Genomic DNA, 16,923 nt, shown 5'->3' with positions numbered 1-16,923 from the left:
GCTCCAACCACTTCATTCTTTCTTCCGCCGGGAATTTCGCTGGCTACCAGCGGGCGGTTACCATTTTTTTGCGTGTATAAAACTCAACGCCATCGCTGCCATTGGCATGCAGATCCCCGTAAAACGATTTTTTCCAGCCCGAGAAAGGAAAGAAAGCCATCGGGGCCGGGACGCCCAGATTAATGCCCAGCATGCCCGCATCAATCGTCTCCCGGAACTGGCGTACGCTGCTGCCGTTCTGCGTAAACAGGCAGGCGCCGTTGGCAAGCTCCGAGCGGTTGGCTATTTCGATCGCCTCTTCCAGCGTATCGGCTCTCATCACCGAGAGAACCGGGGCAAATATTTCGTCCTTCCAGATTTTCATCTCCGAGCTGACCTTGTCGAACACGGTAGGGCCGATAAAATATCCCTGTCCGTCTGCCGCTGCGTCCTTGCGCCCATCCCGGACCAGCATGCCACCTTCGGATTCTCCGGATTCAATATAATGGAGGGTCCGGTCCTTATGCGGCGCCCGGATAACCGGTCCCAGGAAGGTGCCTTCGTTCAAACCGTTCCCAATAATCAGACGGTCTGCGGCATCCGTCAGTCTCCGGACAAGCTCATCCCCGATTTCGCCGACAGCGACAACGACCGCGCAAGCCATGCAGCGCTCGCCCGCCGAGCCGAAAGCGGCGTTGACGATTTCCTTCACAGCAAGGTCAAGATCGGCGTCGGGGAGCACAATGGAATGATTTTTGGCGCCTGCCAGCGCCTGCACTCTTTTGCCGTGCTTCGAAGCCGTCGTATACACATACTCGGCAACAGGCTGCGAGCCGACAAAAGAAACAGCCTGAATGTCCTTGTGCTCCAGAATGCCGTTCACGACATCGCGGGCACCATGCACAATATTGAGCACGCCGCCGGGCAGTCCCGCTTCATGGAACAGCTCGGCCAGCCGGCAGGCCAGCTGCGGCGTCCGCTCGGACGGCTTCAGCACAAAGGTGTTTCCGCAGGCAATAGCCAGCGGGAACATCCAGCAGGGCACCATCATCGGGAAGTTAAATGGCGTGATGCCGCCCACAACGCCGATCGGATACCGGTACATGCCGGATTCCAGGTTCGTTGCGATGTCCGGCAGCTGCTTGCCCATCATGAGGGATGGCGCACCGGCGGCAAATTCGACGCATTCGATGCCCCGGAGCACTTCACCGTATGCCTCGCTGTAGCTTTTACCATTCTCCAGCGTGACCAGCTTCGCGAGTTCTTCCCAATGGTCCACCAGAAGCTGCTGATATTTGAACAATATGCGCGCACGGCGCGGTACAGCCGTGCGGCTCCAGGCGGGAAAAGCCTGCTTCGCCGCCTGAACCGCCAAATCGACATCCGCTTGTACGGAAAGCGGCACCTTCACCAGCACTTCTTCCGTGGCCGGATTATAGACGTCCTCGGTTCCCTTGGCAGTCGCGGCGATCCATTCGCCGCCGATCCAGTTTTTAAGCGTCTGTGTCATGTATGTCTCCCCATTTCCGTAGATGATGTTGAACAAGGTTGCATCCAGAAGGACCTCGAAGATCGCCCGCGGTCTGCTCTCGTCAGTTTGCCGTAATTTCGCCGCGGTTGCAGCGCTCGATATAGGTATCGACCTGCTCGGCGGTAGGCATGGCGTCCGAGCAGCTGTGGCTGGAGATTACGATGCATGCCGCAGCGCTGCCGTATTCCATGCTCCGCTCGATACTCCAGCCGGACAGAATGCCGTATAAGAAACCCGCCGCATAGGAATCGCCTGCGCCGAAGGTCTTCACCACTTTGGCCGGATAGGACTTGGCCCGATGCTCCGCGCCATCCCGCGTATAAGCGATGGAGCCTTCCTTGCCATGCTTAATAATGACGATGCCGGTGGAATAATTGAACCATTTGGCGGCCGTAAACAGGTCGCTTCGCTCCGGATTCGGCTCGAACCGCTCCATCATGTCGAACTCTTCCCGCGTGCCGATGATGATGTCGCATTTCTCCGCCGCCAGATTATAGTAGACGGCGGTTTCCTCTGCCGATTTCCACGTATACGGACGGTAATCGATATCGAATACGACTGTCGTCCCGTGCTTTCGCGCATAGTCGAGCGCCAGAAAAACAGCCTCGCGGGAAGGGCTTGCCGCAAGCGCCGTTCCCGAGATAAGCAGCACGCTGCTCCCCGCGATCAATTCCTCGTTCACCTCGGAGGGGCTGAGCTTCAGGTCGGCCGCGTTGTCCCGGTACATCAGAATGCTGCAGTCGGTTGGACTTTTGATTTCCGTAAAAGCAAGTCCCGTTACCGCACCCGTCTTGTCCGTGACCACGTTGGCCGTGTCGATTCCGTTCTTCTCCAGATAGCCGGTGATGAACCTCCCCATGGCGTCATCGGCGATCTTGCCGATGAAAGCCGTTCGAAGGCCCAGCCGGCTCATTCCGATAGTGATGTTGGCCGGCGAACCGCCGACGTATTTGGTAAAGCTCATCGTCTCTTCCATCGGACGGTTGATCTCATTGGCGTTCAAATCGACGCAGAGACGGCCGATCGCCGTAAAATCAAAGCTTCTTCCTGCGGGAAAGGTAACGTCGCTCATCGCCGGCCACCCGCCCCGTCCGGCAGGATGGATTGCAGATACGCAATCGCCTTGGCCGCATACTCGCGAGCAGGATGAATAGCAGGATCCTGCTCTCCTTCAAGCATCGCCCAGCCGCTGTAGTTTCTGACTACCAGTTCTTCAAGAATCGGACGGAAATCAATGACGCCATCTCCAGGAACCGTAAAGACCCCGTTACGGATACAGGTAATGAAATCGCATTGCCCGGCCCTGGCCCGTTCAAGCTCCTCCATACGGACATCTTTGAGATGAACGTAAGCGATCCGGTCATAATGCTTGCGCAGAACCGTCAGGGGATCGGCTCCGCCGTAAAGTGCATGGCCCGTATCAAAAAGCAGATAGACGGAGGCCGGATCGGTCAGCTCCATCAGCTTGTCGATTTCCTCCGGACGTTCGACCACGGTGCCTCCATGATGGTGATAAGTCAGCTTCATCCCATACTCCCGGGCGATTTGGCCGGCCGCGTTCAATCCTTCCGCCAGACTGCTCCAGCCGGCGTCGTCCAGTCTGAGCACCTCACGCTCAGAGGAGGAGCGTCTCGGGTCAAAATGCTGGGAACCGCCGATTTCGCAGGTGCTGATGACCGTACTGCCCATATCCTGCAGAAATTGGGCATGCTCCCGGAAGGCTTTCAGCTCGCTTTGGCGGTAGGCGGGATCCGAGAACAGGACCGATTTCCACTGGGAAACCAGCCGGATATTCCGCCGGGACAGCTCCTTCTTCAGGAGTGCGATATCCTTGGGATATTTGCGCCCCATCTCCGTACCCGTCAGACCCAGCGACTGAATATCGTCCAGGATCTGCTCATAGCCCGTTGCATCCCCATGCTCCTTCACGTCCTCGCCGACCCAGTTGATAGGATGGGCGCCTAATTGAAAAGGAAATGACATGACGTAACCTCCTAAAAGTTTTCTTGTACTTCCTTGAATACGCTCCTCTGCAACAAGAAAACTCGCATCGGAAGCATAAGCTGAGTTTTCTTGCACTTCCTTGAATATGCTCCTCTGCAACAAGAAAACTCACACCGGAAGCATAAGCTGAGTTTTCTTGTACTTCCTTGAATATGCTCCTCTGCAACAAGAAAACTCGCATCGGAAGCATAAGCTGAGTTTTCTTGTACTTAGCGCTCAATAAGCTTTTGCCGTCCGCAGCATTTTCTGCATTTCCGCATGCGCTTCCAGCACCTTGCCGCTCCCGGAAACGGCCGGAATGCCCACATTCCACCAGGACTCGTACCCGTCGGTATTCGTTCCCGGAATAACCGGGATTTCGATCAGCGTCGTGACCGTCTCTTCCTTCGCCTTAAGGAGCGCCTCGCGCAGCTCCTCCGCGGATTGCGCTTTGTAGGCCGCGGCCCCCAGGCTGCGAGCATGAGCGGCAAAATCTATCGGCATGAATCCGCCCGTATAACGGCCTGTTTGCGACTCGCGGTAGCGGAATTCATTGCCGAATCCGTCACTGCCATGTCCCTTTTGCAAATTATGAATGCACTGATAACCATGATTGTCGAACAGCAGCACCGTAAGCTTCCGGCCTTCCTGGAGACTTGTAACCAGCTCGGAGTGCAGCATCAGATAACTGCCGTCTCCCACAAGCGCGTAGACATCCCGGTCCTTCTCCGCGAGTGCGGCGCCGAACGCCCCGCTGACTTCATACCCCATACAGGAGAACCCGTATTCAAGGTGGTAGCCGCCCGGCCTGCCAACGCGCCACAGACGCTGGAGATCGCCCGGCAGGCTGCCCGCGGCGCACACCACAACGGCATCTTCCCCGACGGTTTCATTGATTACACCCAGAGCGCGGGTCTGTGCAAGGCCGTCTTCCCGTTCGAGCCCGTACAGTCTGTCAACCTCGTTCTCCCATTCCGTTCTCAGAATGGTTATCTCTTCCCCGTAATTGGCAGCATATCTCTCAGCCGTCAGTTGTTCCTTCAGCACCGAGAGGGCTTCCTTCGCATCCGCAGTCAACGCCGCCCCGCCAAGCTTAGCGGAGTCCATCGCATTGATGTTGATATTCAGAACCTGCACGTCAGGATGGAAAGCAGACTTCGATGCTGTCGTAAAGTCCGAATAACGGGTTCCAACGCCGATGATTAAATCCGCCGTCTTGGCCAGTTTGTTTGCTGCCAGCCCTCCCGTCACGCCAATCCCTCCGACATTCAGAGGATGCTTCCACGACAAAACGCCTTTGCCCGCTTGCGTCTCCGCGACGGGGATGCCAAACGATTCGGCGAAGGCTTGCAGCTCTTCCATAGCCGAAGCATAACGGATTCCGCCCCCGGCAATAATGAGTGGCCGCCGCTTGGACCGGATCAACGACACGGCACGTCCCAGCGATTCACGGTCCGGCACGCGCCTTTCAATATAATGAATGCGCTTACCAAAGAATGCCTCGGGATAATCATAAGCCTCCGCTTGGACATCCTGCGGCAGCGCCAGCGTAACCGCGCCGGTCTCGGCTGGATCCGTCAGCACCCTCATCGCATTCAGAGCTGCATTCATGAGCTGCTCGGGACGGATGATCCGGTCCCAATATTTGCTCACCGGCTTGAAGCAGTCCGTAGCCGCAACGGTGTAGTCGCAGACCACTTCCACCTGCTGCAGAACCGGATCGGGCTGCCTGGAAGCAAAATTATCGCCGGGCAGCAGCAGCAGCGGGATACGGTTTACCGTAGCGGTACCGGCTGCCGTCACCATGTTCAAAGCACCCGGGCCGATAGATGAGGTACAGGCGAAAATCTGCCTGCGGTTCTTCTGTTTGGCATACGCGGTTGCGGCATGGGCCATGCCCTGCTCGCTTTTTCCTTGTATATACTGCAGGCTGCCGGCGCTCCGCTCCAGTGCTTCACCGATCCCCGTCACATTGCCATGACCGAAAATCCCCATCACACCGGCAACAAATTTCGTTTCTTCGCCATCGATGGAAAGATATTGATTATCCAGAAAGCGCAAAAGAGCCTGTGCCATCGTCAAACGGATAGTACTCATATGATCCTCCTCAGCAATTGGATTAAGCGCTTATTCCATTTAATATCATTAACAACTAACCAGGTATAATTATCAATAAGTAAAGCGCTTAACTTATTATAGGTCGGAATGGAATGCGGAATCAACCTTTTTCTTTGATCCGCTTTTTTTGCCATACGACCGCGCTTATAGCCATCACCGGCATGCAGCGACGCAACGTCTCAACGCCGCATCAGCCCGGCCGGGTAATGCGCACTGGGGCTAGCCGCCGAGTTGACAAATGGTGGTTGTGGAGAGATTATGGGGACAATCCAGAAATATGTGATGAAGAGGGTGTTCCTTGATGACAACCAGCATGAATCCTAAGGTTGATGCATTTATTAGCAAGGCCAAAAAGTGGAAGGAAGAATATGAGAAGCTAAGAAAGATCGTTCTTGACTGTGAGCTGACCGAAGAATTTAAGTGGATGCATCCTTGTTATACGTTTGAGAACAACAACATCGTTATCATCCATGGATTTAAAGAATATTGTGCGCTTCTGTTTCACAAAGGTGCCTTGTTGCAGGATGCCCATGGGATTCTAATCCAGCAAACGGAGAATGTGCAGGCGGCGCGCCAGATTCGGTTCACCAATGTGCAAGAAATTATTGAGAAGGAATCCATCTTGAGATCCTATATTTATGAAGCCATTGAAGTTGAAAAAGCAGGTTTGCAAGTAAATTTTAAAACGAATACAGAATTCAAAATTGCTGAAGAACTTCAACATAAATTCGCTGAAATCCCTGCCTTGAAAACGGCTTTTGAAGCATTGACGCCGGGACGGCAAAGAGCATACTTGCTTTATTTCTCTGAACCCAAACAACCCAAAACCCGAGAGTCCAGGGTTCAAAAATATATGCAGCAGATTCTCAATGGAAAGGGATTAAATGATTAGAACCGTTGCAGGATGGCGATTCTTCCGCCCTGCTGGATACGCAGGTGATTGCCCTCTGCAGAACGGCATCCGCCGGCTAGAAGATGCGTGCCTCGAGGCACGAGCCGTCTCAAAGGCTGGATGGACCGTTTTAAGGGCGTGGCAACTATATACCTCGACCATTTTTTGAGCTGGTTTCTTAGAACCTTCAGTTAAAATAAATAAAAATGAGGAAAAATAGTATGCGAGAGAAAAAAGTCCGAGGAATTAAACGGAAGTCTAATAAAATGATTGAAAGAATTGAAGAAAATACATTAGAGTTCCCAACAGAATTTTACAATGGATACTGGCATCTGCACCTACCAGTTGCTCAAGACTTTATAAATTCCGACAAAACACCAAAAAAAATCAAACGACTCTGCATTCAAACACTTTTGGATAGAGCTGAACATCTAATTGGATTGAAGCCAAATGACAAAGAACAATATCGTGTTGTAGTCGCAGTTGATTTACCTGACTTATGGGGTTCGCAAATTATTATATTTAAAGGTGACTCCCATTTTAAAGATTTCTTTAACAGGAATGACGAATATCAAAGGTGGCTTCATCTATCTGATAACAGAAACATTCAAAAGGAATGGAAATTATCTGTTCCTGATGATTTGCAACTATCAGGTTTCAAAGAAGTAATTACTGATGAGGCTGGATACCACTATGAAGGTGAAATTTGGTTTATAGGGGAATTAAAATAAAACTTTAAGGGACATCTAAGTTCATACGTCTCTCTTCTTAGTCAAAAAAATTTAACAGAGATAATTAAAAAAGGGTCCGGCAAGGCCGCCAAATCGGCAGCTTCAAACCGCACCCTTCTTTAAGGCATTATTCGCAAAACACGGATGGTTTACCGGCTTCCATCATCCAGCATCGCCAGTGCCCGCACCGGCGATCCGTCCCTTCCAACAATCTTCAGCGGCGCCGCCATGAAGAAGAAGCGGCTGGCTTGAATCTGCGCCAGATTGGCCAGTCCCTCCACAATGACAATCTCGGCGCCGAGCAGCGCCTGATGGACAGGATCGAAGTCCACCGGATTCGGCGTAGGCACATCCATGCCGATCATGCCGATCTCCCGGGAGGCCAGCCACTGGGCCAGCTCCAGCGTCATATATGGAAAATCGGAGAAATAATGCTTCTGGGGAAACTGCCGGTCCCAGTCGGTCCGGTAGATGACCCTCGCCCCCTTGACGATTCCTTCCTCATAGGGCAGAAAATCCGCAATCTGCAGCGCTTCCTTCGGCTGCTTGTGGGACAGATCAACGAGCAGCGCCTCGCCGATGCATTTGTGCAAATCCAGCTGCTCGACTGTTTTGCCCGCTCTCACAAAATGAAAGGGGGCATCCAGATGGGTTCCCTGGTGTGTGCTCATGGAGAGCTGGGTCATGTTATAGCCCAGCGAATCAATGGTGTGATAGGCTGTGACATGGCATTCCGGATCATTGGCGAACGTAGGCGCGCCCTCATAAATATCCAATGACAAATCGATAAACGTGTTCATCACGCTTCAACCGCCTTCCGCATGGATTTAAAACCGCTTATGGCACCAGAAAAATTTTGCTCACATCCGCTCTGCCGTCTACCAGCTCACGGAAAGCGGCCGGTCCTTCAGACAGTTTCCGGCTCCGGGTCCAGCCCTCTGTCGTAATCCGTCCCGACTGGATCAGCTCCAGCGCCTGCCGGAAGTCCTGGTCCGAATACGTATAGGAGCCCAGCAGCGCGATCTCCTGCCTGACCAGATCATTGACCGGCAGGCTGCTTACCTGCTGCCCCAGACCAACCATAATAATTCGGCCGCCGGGGTTGACGAGCCTCATCGCCTGCTCGCGCGTCGGCTGGACGCCGACACAATCGATGATGACGTCTATCCCCTGTGGAAACAGCCCGGACCACCGTTTCTCCAGCTCGCCCGGGTGGATGACGGCCGCTCCCAGCTTGGCCGCATGCTCCAGCCGGGAGGCCTGAAGGTCCACCAGCGTGATTCGCCCGGCTCCCATATGGCGGGCCGCCTGGAGAGTCAGCAGTCCGATGGGTCCTGCGCCGAAGATCAGCACCTCTTCCAGCGGCTGTACGCCCAGCTTCACCGCGTGAATGGATACAGCAAGCGGCTCCGCCAGGGAAGCCAGCGAGCTGTCCAGTTCCTCCGGAACCGGCAGCACGTTGGCTGCCGGCGCGGTGACGAACCGGGCGAAAGCGCCGGGGCGATGAATGCCGATAATGCGTCTGCTGCGGCAAACATTTTGTTTGCCGGCAAGACAGTGGTCGCAGATGCCGCAGGCGATCAGCGGGTTGACCACCACTTTCGCGCCGATGGACAAGCTGCCCGTGTTCGCTCCCAGCTTCACAATATGGCCGCAGAATTCATGCCCCATGACCAAAGGTGCAACCCTGATGCTGCTATGTCCCATATAACCTTCCAGCTCACTGCCGCAAATACCGACCGATCTTACTTCAATAAGAACCTCATCCGCCCCGGGAACCGGAATATCCAATTCCTCCAGCGTGATATGCTCCGGTCCTTGATAAACCAACGCCTCCATGGGCGACCACATCCTTTGCTCTTATCGGATCCAACTGCCGGGAACAGCCGCGGCATACTGTTATACCGCGCAGCTTGACTTGCTTCCGGGAAGCAAGCTGTCGAACTTATGATTAAATGGTGTATTGTCCTTGCCGAGGCCGGCAACAGGCACATTGGGGCTGGCAACAGTGATACCGGTTTAGACGCCGGCAGTCGGACTGCCGGACGCCTTCGGAAACCCGCCTGTTGTCCGTTTACCGGCTGCCGCCTTTAAGGCGCATCCTTCACCCCGTTAACAATATGCAGCGGGGATTCCCCGTTGAACAGACGCTTGATTTCCAGGGCGGCATATTCCTGGAGACGCAGCAACGAATCCTCGGAATACCAGGCGCAGTGACTGGTAATGAGGCATTGCTCCAGCTGGAGCAGGGGGTGGGCCGGATCAATCGGCTCCTTCTCCAGCACATCCAGCGCTGCGCCCGCAATCATCCCCTTCTGCAGCGCCTCGACCAGATCTTCCGTGGCGATGATGCCGCCGCGTGAGGTATTGACAAGAAAGGCCGACGGCTTCATCTTCCCGAAGGATGCCAATGACATAATTCCCCGCGTCTCGTTGGTAAGCGGCAGATGGAGCGACAGAATATCGCTTGTGTGAAGCAGCGTCTCGAAATCCACCTGCTCTACCCCCAGCTCGCGGAATAATTCCTCCGGCGCATAGGGGTCATAGGCGATCGCCTTCAGGCCGAATGCCTGGGCTCGCCTGATCACAGCTCTGGCAATATTGCCAAAGCCGGCTGTGCCGATGGTTTTTCCCGCGAGTCCCATAATCGGGCGGCAGGGGGCAATCTGCCATTCCCCGGCACGGACCTGCTCTACAACCCGGGGGATCTTCCGTACCGCTCCTAGCATCAGGGCCAGCGTATGATCAGCCACTTCCTGGATCGCATAGTCGGGAATATTCACCACCGGAATATTCTTCGCTGCCGCTGCCTCCAGGTCCACATTGTCCACACCGATCCCATACCGGACAATAATGCGGCAGCGTTTGAGCGCATAGATGGCTTCTGCGGTCAGCGGCGCCCATTGCGTCAGAATGGCGTCGGCCTCCCCGCACAATGCCGCAACCTCCCCCGGCGTCTTGCATTGCCCCTTAAGAAAAGCGAAGCCAAGCGGCTGCAAAATTGCTTCCTCCTGATCCAGATTGGGAAAGCCATAATCTGTTACGGCAACGGTCAGCGTGCTCCCGCTCATTGGCTTGCCTCCTCTTTCAGGCGGATGCGGAACCGGTAATGGCCGGAACCGGCCTGGAGCACTCTTTTGCCATCCTTCATTCCCAGATCGAGAATGTGAGCCGCATCCGCTACAGCCAGGCCGCTCTCTTCAATCTGTTCCTTCCCGTCATCGGGAAGATAGATATCCGCCCGCGTATTCGCCGGGATGGTAACTTCTACATGCGCATAACCGTCCGCCGTACTCCAATGACTGCTGATGCGGCCGTACAGACTGTCATATTCACATTCCACCTTCGCCAGCCGGCCGCTGATGACAGGCTTGATATGAATATGTTTGTAGCCCGCTGCCTCAGCAGGCAGATCAATGCCGCCCATATAGCGGTATAGCCACTCCCCGACCGCTCCTAGAGCATAATGGTTAAAGGAGTTCATTCCCGGGTTCTGGAAGCCCTTCTCATCGGTCCAGCCGTCCCATCTTTCCCAGATCGTCGTAGCTCCGTGACGGATAGAGTACAGCCAGGAAGGATACGTATCCTGAAGCAGCAGACGGTAAGCGGCATCCTCATGTCCGGTATCACACAAGACAGGCAATAAATATTTAATGCCATGAATGCCTGTGGTTATATGCCAGCCATGCTCTTCAATATCGCGGACCAGATGGCCTGCAGCCGCGGATCTTTTGTCCGCCGGAATCAGATCCATGAACAATGCCATGGCATAACCCGTCTGGGTCTCGCCTTTGATGCGTCCATCGCCGCTCACATAAGCTTCATTGAACTGCGTCTTGATCTCTCCGAACAATGCGGCGTAGGCGGCTGCATCTTCCGTTTTGCCGATGATGGCGGCCATTTCCGCAAACAGCCTGGTCGAGTAGGCGAAATATGCGGTGGAGAACACTTCGAATGGCGTATCGGCATTCAGCGACAGCCAGTCGCCGAAATTCTGCGAATCCTCGCGAAGCAGCTTCGGACTCATGCGTTTCATATACGCGATCCATCCGGCCATCGCTCCGTAATGCTCTTCGATGATTCGACGGTCTCCATAGACCCGGTACATCGTCCAGGGGATAATCACGCCTGCGTCCGCCCAACCGGCCGAAGCGAAAAATGTACACTCATCCGGTATCCCTTTCAAAAATGGGACGGTATCCGTAAAAGCTCCCGTTCCGCGCTGCGCATCCACAATATCCATCATGAATTTTGCCATAAAGCCGGACACATCCATGTTATAGGAGGCCGTCCGCGAGAAGATTTGCGCATCCCCGGTCCAGCCCATCCGTTCATCCCGCTGCGGGCAATCGGTCGGCACACTGATGAAATTGGCCCGCTGCGTCCACATAATATTGCTGAACAGCTGATTGACGCCGGGATCCGAGGTTGCAATCCTTCCCGTCTGCTTCATCGCATTATGAATGACCTTCCCCGTGAGTCCGAGCAGTTTAACGTCCGGGGAAGTGGTGATTTCAATATAACGAAAACCGTGGAAGGTAAAATGAGGCTCATAGACCTCCTCTGCCGCTCCTTTGAGCGTATAGCTGTCCGTCTGCTTCGCCGTACGCAAATTTTCCGTGTACAGCGTGCCGTCCGGATTCAGCACTTCCGCATACCTCAGCGTAACCGTCGAGTCCCGCTGCCCTTGAAGCCTGATCTGCGCCCAGCCGACCATGTTCTGTCCCATGTCCACGATCAGCGCGCCCGACTCCATAGCGGTCTGCAGGGCGGGCTCCAGCTGCTCCGTAATTTGAATCGGAGGACTTGCGGAGGCCGTGATCCATCCCCGGTAATCGCCGAACTGCCGGGCGCTGCGCCAGTTGGAATCATCAAAATCCGGCTCGTTCCAGCCTTCATGCTCCAGCCGTGCGTCATACTGTTCGCCCATCATAAAATCCGAAGAAAGAATGGGCCCCCGGGCTGCTTTCCAGGATGAATCCGTGCCGAGGACTTCGGTCGTCCCGTCCGCATATTCAAGCTGCAACTGCAGCAGGAGAAGGGGGGTCTTGCCGTATTGCTCCTGCCCATACCACGCTATATGTCCGCTGTACCATCCGTCTCCTACGATGCCACCAAGGAGGTTGCCGCCTTCATGAAGCAGATGCGTGATCTCATAGGTCCGGTAATTGACGCGGATATTGTAATCCGTCCATTCCGGGGCAAACCAATCCTCCCCCAGACGCGCGCCGTTCAGGTGAAGCTCGGCTGCGCCAAGCGCAGAAGCATATAGAACGGCCCTCTTCAGAGGTTTGCCGATCTCAAAAGGCTTGCGGTAGCAGGTCGCCGGACGGCCCACCTCATCCGTTCCGTATCCCAAGCCGACCCATTTTGCTTGCCAGTCGCTGCGGGCCAGCAGTCCCATTGTCCACACACCTGGTTCACTCCAGTCAGAAGGATGCCCCTGGGCATCCCAGACCATCACCTTCCAGCAGCAAATAGAACCGGATTCCAGCGTGTTTCCATCGTATTCAACGAATATGGATTGATCCGAATCCATTTTGCCCGAATCCCACAGGTCGCCGGCACCGCTATCCAGCCGCTCTGGGGAAGAAGCAACCAATACCCGGTAAGCGGACTGCATGAATCCCCGCCCGGAGGATTGAATGACCCAGCTCAGCCGCGGCCGCGGCGAATCTATCCCGTATGGCTGCTCCATATATTCCGTACGCAGTTGGATCACTTTAATATCGCTCATGTTCTGGTCTCCTCCTATTTGGCCAAATATCCGCCGTCCGCCATAAGATCCTCCCCTGTAATGAAGGAGGCGTCATCCGATGCCAGAAACGCCACCGCGCTCGCCACTTCCTCGGGCCTGCCCTGCCGCTTGAGAATATGCAGGTCAGACACCCGCTTATTCTCACCCTCGATATCAAGGCCAAGCGCAATACAGCTGTTCTCGAAAGCCTGCGTCCGTATATAACCCGGACAGACGCTGTTCACCCGGATTCCAAAGTCGGCCAGATCCACAGCCCAGCATTTGGTCAGACCCCGAATAGCAAACTTCGTGGCATTGTAGGTGGCAAACTGGGACTGCCCAATGAATCCGCTTACAGATGACATATTTACAATAGCGCCGCTGCCGGACCTCTTCAGCAGGGGAATACAATTTTGCGTGACGAGCGTGGTTCCGATCACATTGACGCTGAGAATTTTGTTCCAGTCCTCCGGCGAAGCCTCAACGCCCTTGAACAGGAAAGCCGCAGCATTGTTCACCAGAATATGAACGTTCTCATGCTGCGAGGCGATTCTGGAGAAAAAGTCCTTCACCTGGGTCTCATCGGCGATATCGACCCGGGAGCTGAAGACGGCATTCCCGGTAGCGCGGCTAATGTTCTCCGCCGTCTGCACAACTTCGTTCTGCACATCCAGCAGCCAGACGATACAGCCCTCCTCGCTCAATCTGAGCGCGATCGCTTCTCCCAGACCCTGGGCCCCTCCGGTAACAACAGCCACCTTGCCCTTCAATCCTCTCATTGGCCACCTCCGGTTCTTGACTTCCTCTCGTAAATCTTATTTACTTTCTGGTTATATGTCAATATATCCATTATGAATAAAAATGTATATCCAATTATATATGAAATGGCATTATAGCTGATTATTATCTTTATTCGTTGAGCCAGGAAGTTACCCTTTCCTTCCATCAGCCATCAGCGGTTGTTCGGGCGAGCGGGGCGGCTTTCTTGAAGCGGTATCGCATTTAGAACCTGCGGTACCAAGGAGGGAAGCCGTCGCCATCCCCATGACTCCCAGGTTTTTCTCCTGCAAAGACAAAGAAGCCACGCCCGGATACGCGCAGTCACTGCGTATCCAGGCGCGGCTTCCGCCGCTCACTTTCATTCTCTACCATGCTGACGGTTACTCCCCAACCTCCGCGAGCCGTTTGATTTCCACAAGCCTTGGATCCAGCCGGATGTGGCGGGTTTCTCCTGTTCCCTCGATTTGGTCCACGACCAGCTGCGCCGCATGGATCCCCATCTCGGACGGGGACTGGTCAATATAAGCGGAGGGCAGCATTCCCCCCGGCACGAATCCGGGCTCGTCAAAGCAAATCAGGTTTATCCCGCTTCTGCCAAGCTGGCGCAATGCTCTTCCGATATAACGCATCAAATGCGCATCAACCGCCGCAATCGCTTCAAGATCGGCATTGCCACGCAGAAATTCGGTTATCTCCGCAGGCACATCCTCCGGTACAATCGGCTCCGAATCCTCGACTATGCCGGAGGAAACCGTCAGGCAGCGGCTGCCGGATACCGGCGGGATCCCCCGTTCCACCAGCGCGGATTGAAAGCCGAACAACCTTTCCTTCACGCCTTCGGTATACGTCTGCGGGTAAGTAACCAGCCCGATACGCCTGTAATTCAGACTCGCCAAATAATCCCCCATCAGGCGGCCGGCCTTCTCGGTATCGCAAAAGACACGGCTTGCCTGATAGTCGCTGACATATTTCTCTACAAAGACGAGCGGGAATTTGTGCAGAATCAGCCTGATCATATCATCGTGAAAATAGCCCCCTCTTGTGGCCACAATAATGAGCCCGTCAACGGGAAGTCCGAGCAAATCCCGCAGCGCTGCGGCAGCCTCCTCCTCAGATCCGCCAATGCGTTTGAACACGAGGTGGTACCCCTGCTTGCCCAACTGGGACTCCACTCCGGAGATCAAGCGGGCGGCATATTGAAATTCCATCCAGGGCATGATGACGCCGATCAGCCTTTTGGATGCGGATGAGGGAACACCAGCAGACAAGGACAAGGACGACGAGGACGACGAGGACGACGAAGGCGAAGGCGAGGGCTTCCCGTGGAGAACTTTCACAACGGAAGCCGCCTGCTTCGTCGGGGTGCCACTTTCCGAAACGAAGGTGCCTTTCCCCCTCATCCGATACAAGTACCCCTGCGTGACCAGGCCCAAGATGGCATTCTTGGCCGTGATCCGGCTGACCTGGAACTGCTCGGCCAGCAGCCGCTCCGCAGGAATCTGGGTATGCGGCCCCCAGGCGGCGGACTCGATTTGACCGAGAATATAATTCTGTATCTGGGCATACAACGGGATTAGTTTGGTGCTCATTCTTAAAAGCCGGCTCCTTCATAGTTGAAATAGGCAAATTGGATATATTGAGTATATCCCATCCGGTTTCACTCAACAAGAGTATCGCCTATTGCCGGGATGGCCGGTGCGGGCTCAAGCGGTCCTTAGCGTATTAGATTTTTAAGGAATGTCAGCCGGTAAATATGCTTGGGCCGCCCTTTGGCGCCAGCTTTCTCCTCGCCGACAATTTCGACCATTCCGGCATCCAGCCAGGAAAGCAGGAACCGGTGCGTGCTTCTGACGGTGACGCCCAGAATCGCCGCAAGCTGCTGCGCAATATAGTCCGTCCTGCCCGTACGGGTAACGGCAGCGATCAGCTTGCTCAGATAAACCGAGGTCAAGCCCGCATTCTCCGCCTGCTTCAAAAGGTCAACATCCAGTAGCGACAGATCATAAGCAAGCGGCTCCGTCATTTCCAGCGGACCGATCATGCTCTGATCCTCGCGGACAATAAAACACATATTGCCCCCGGCACTCTTCGATTGGCGCAAGGCTATCCTCGCATGTGTCCCGGCATCATTGGCCGACCGGCCGAATCCAATGCCGATGCTGAGCGAAAGCCCATGCTGCTTCTCCGCCTCTCGGGCAAGAGGAATCGTTTTGTACCCTCCTGTTTCCCGTTCAAAAATCCCCCTTGTCGTAATAAACAGATATTCATCCCCGCCCATGTGGCTCATATAGCCGTCGAGCGTCTCGACATAACCCAGCACCATGCGGTGAATATCCAGCTTTAGCCGCTGCACCTCATGCTCGGAGGCTTTGTTGACGGCCACCCGGTTGAAGTCGTCGACATTCACCAGGCCAACCACGATTTGCGATTCCTTGCTTCGCCGCGTCTCCGTCGATAACAAGGCTCTCTCTAGAGTTACAACGGTATCCTGCGCGGTAGGAATGACCCATTCATTGGGGATGCCAAGCTTCGTCAGCGCCTCAGCCACCTGTCTGACACAGGTCAAAACAGCGCGGTACTGAAGCTGCTCCACTTGTTTGCGGTGAAAGGCTATCAATTGTTCATCCGAAGCATGTGCGGTATCCTTATAATAAACCGCTTCACAAGCGGGCAGGCTCAGCTCCTTGAACGCTTTCTCCACGATCTGCGGTGAAAGGGTATCTACGGAAAAGCTGGTCAGACCGGCCTGTTTCTCCAGCCGGAACAACGCCCGGTATAGGCCAGTTCCGGTCAGAGGCACATGAATAACCGGAATGGAGAAATGAAGCTTGTCCTTCACAAGCTGGTGGGAAACCGGGTCGGTGAACAGCAGCACCTCCACCTTATCCATGAGCTCCAGGCATTTCCCCAGAATCTCATCCTCTTCCAGGTAAGGCCTTGGCAGAGGTTGGAAGGAAGGAAAGGCGCGCAGCGTATCCATCACCTGGCGGACAAGCACTTCCGGGCCGATGACCCCTATGGCGATACCCTGCTCTGCGGCAGCTGTTGGTCCATCAGACATGCACATATCTCCATCCTGTTTGAGTTAAAGAACGGCCGCAGCTGCTGCCGCACGCACGTTTACTATCGCGCCTGAAGCCCTGCAATCCGGCTGTCGACGTCAATTGCGGGG

General features: G+C 54.8%; 14 protein-coding genes. 2 read left to right on the top strand and 12 right to left on the bottom strand.

Annotated elements, in window-relative coordinates; genetic code table 11:
- Positions 1-43: 43 nt before the first annotated feature.
- The 4 genes from IEY46_RS24995 to iolD form a co-directional block, all read right to left on the bottom strand.
- Positions 44-1,489 (bottom strand): CoA-acylating methylmalonate-semialdehyde dehydrogenase, encoded by a 1,446-nt coding sequence (locus IEY46_RS24995; RefSeq protein ID WP_188996325.1) that lies wholly within the window; start codon positions 1,487-1,489, stop codon positions 44-46.
- An 82-nt stretch (positions 1,490-1,571) separates the two neighbouring features.
- A complete protein-coding gene (gene iolC / locus IEY46_RS24990; RefSeq protein ID WP_188996323.1) occupies positions 1,572-2,582 on the bottom strand; it encodes a 5-dehydro-2-deoxygluconokinase in 1,011 nt (336 codons plus the stop codon).
- Positions 2,579-3,493 (bottom strand): myo-inosose-2 dehydratase, encoded by a 915-nt coding sequence (iolE, locus tag IEY46_RS24985; RefSeq protein ID WP_188996321.1) that lies wholly within the window; start codon positions 3,491-3,493, stop codon positions 2,579-2,581. Before iolE ends, iolC begins: the two co-directional genes overlap by 4 nt.
- Positions 3,494-3,730: 237 nt before the next feature.
- Positions 3,731-5,590 carry a 3D-(3,5/4)-trihydroxycyclohexane-1,2-dione acylhydrolase (decyclizing) gene (iolD, locus tag IEY46_RS24980; protein ID WP_188996319.1) on the bottom strand — a complete coding sequence of 620 codons (1,860 nt, stop codon included), beginning with the start codon at positions 5,588-5,590 and terminating at the stop codon, positions 3,731-3,733.
- A 322-nt stretch (positions 5,591-5,912) separates the two neighbouring features.
- On the opposite strand from iolD, the gene IEY46_RS24975 reads away from it, so the two are divergent.
- Both IEY46_RS24975 and IEY46_RS24970 read left to right on the top strand, forming a co-directional pair.
- Positions 5,913-6,503: a YdeI/OmpD-associated family protein gene (locus IEY46_RS24975; protein ID WP_188996316.1), complete on the top strand. Its 591-nt coding sequence runs from the start codon at positions 5,913-5,915 to the stop codon at positions 6,501-6,503.
- Positions 6,504-6,724: 221 nt separating this feature from the next.
- Positions 6,725-7,234, top strand: a complete 510-nt coding sequence (locus tag IEY46_RS24970) for a DUF3916 domain-containing protein (protein WP_188996314.1) — start codon at positions 6,725-6,727, stop codon at positions 7,232-7,234.
- 149 nt (positions 7,235-7,383) lie between these two features.
- On the opposite strand, the gene IEY46_RS24965 is transcribed toward IEY46_RS24970, so the two are convergent.
- From IEY46_RS24965 to IEY46_RS24930, 8 genes are all read right to left on the bottom strand, one after another.
- Positions 7,384-8,034, bottom strand: coding sequence for a cyclase family protein (locus IEY46_RS24965; protein ID WP_229750585.1), 651 nt, complete (start codon positions 8,032-8,034; stop codon positions 7,384-7,386).
- A 37-nt stretch (positions 8,035-8,071) separates the two neighbouring features.
- A complete protein-coding gene (locus tag IEY46_RS24960) occupies positions 8,072-9,073 on the bottom strand; it encodes a zinc-dependent alcohol dehydrogenase (RefSeq protein ID WP_188996310.1) in 1,002 nt (333 codons plus the stop codon).
- A 251-nt stretch (positions 9,074-9,324) separates the two neighbouring features.
- Positions 9,325-10,305 (bottom strand): C-terminal binding protein, encoded by a 981-nt coding sequence (locus tag IEY46_RS24955; protein ID WP_188996308.1) that lies wholly within the window; start codon positions 10,303-10,305, stop codon positions 9,325-9,327.
- Entirely contained in the window at positions 10,302-12,971 is a 2,670-nt protein-coding gene (locus IEY46_RS24950) for an alpha-L-rhamnosidase (protein WP_188996305.1), read from the bottom strand. The genes IEY46_RS24955 and IEY46_RS24950 overlap by 4 nt, the downstream gene beginning before the upstream one ends.
- A gap of 14 nt (positions 12,972-12,985) precedes the next feature.
- A complete protein-coding gene (locus IEY46_RS24945) occupies positions 12,986-13,750 on the bottom strand; it encodes an SDR family NAD(P)-dependent oxidoreductase (protein ID WP_188996303.1) in 765 nt (254 codons plus the stop codon).
- Positions 13,751-13,900: 150 nt separating this feature from the next.
- Positions 13,901-14,113: a hypothetical protein gene (locus IEY46_RS24940; protein WP_188996301.1), complete on the bottom strand. Its 213-nt coding sequence runs from the start codon at positions 14,111-14,113 to the stop codon at positions 13,901-13,903.
- 18 nt (positions 14,114-14,131) lie between these two features.
- Positions 14,132-15,340, bottom strand: coding sequence for a GntR family transcriptional regulator (locus IEY46_RS24935; RefSeq protein ID WP_188996299.1), 1,209 nt, complete (start codon positions 15,338-15,340; stop codon positions 14,132-14,134).
- Positions 15,341-15,465: 125 nt separating this feature from the next.
- Positions 15,466-16,812, bottom strand: coding sequence for a GGDEF domain-containing protein (locus IEY46_RS24930; protein WP_188996297.1), 1,347 nt, complete (start codon positions 16,810-16,812; stop codon positions 15,466-15,468).
- Positions 16,813-16,923: the final 111 nt, after the last annotated feature.

The sequence above is a fragment of the Paenibacillus nasutitermitis genome (assembly GCF_014641075.1).
GTDB classification, from domain to species: Bacteria; Bacillota; Bacilli; order Paenibacillales; family Paenibacillaceae; genus Paenibacillus_Z; species Paenibacillus_Z nasutitermitis.
Note: the sequence above shows the minus strand (reverse complement) of the source record. Positions and strands in the feature narration are given on the sequence as shown.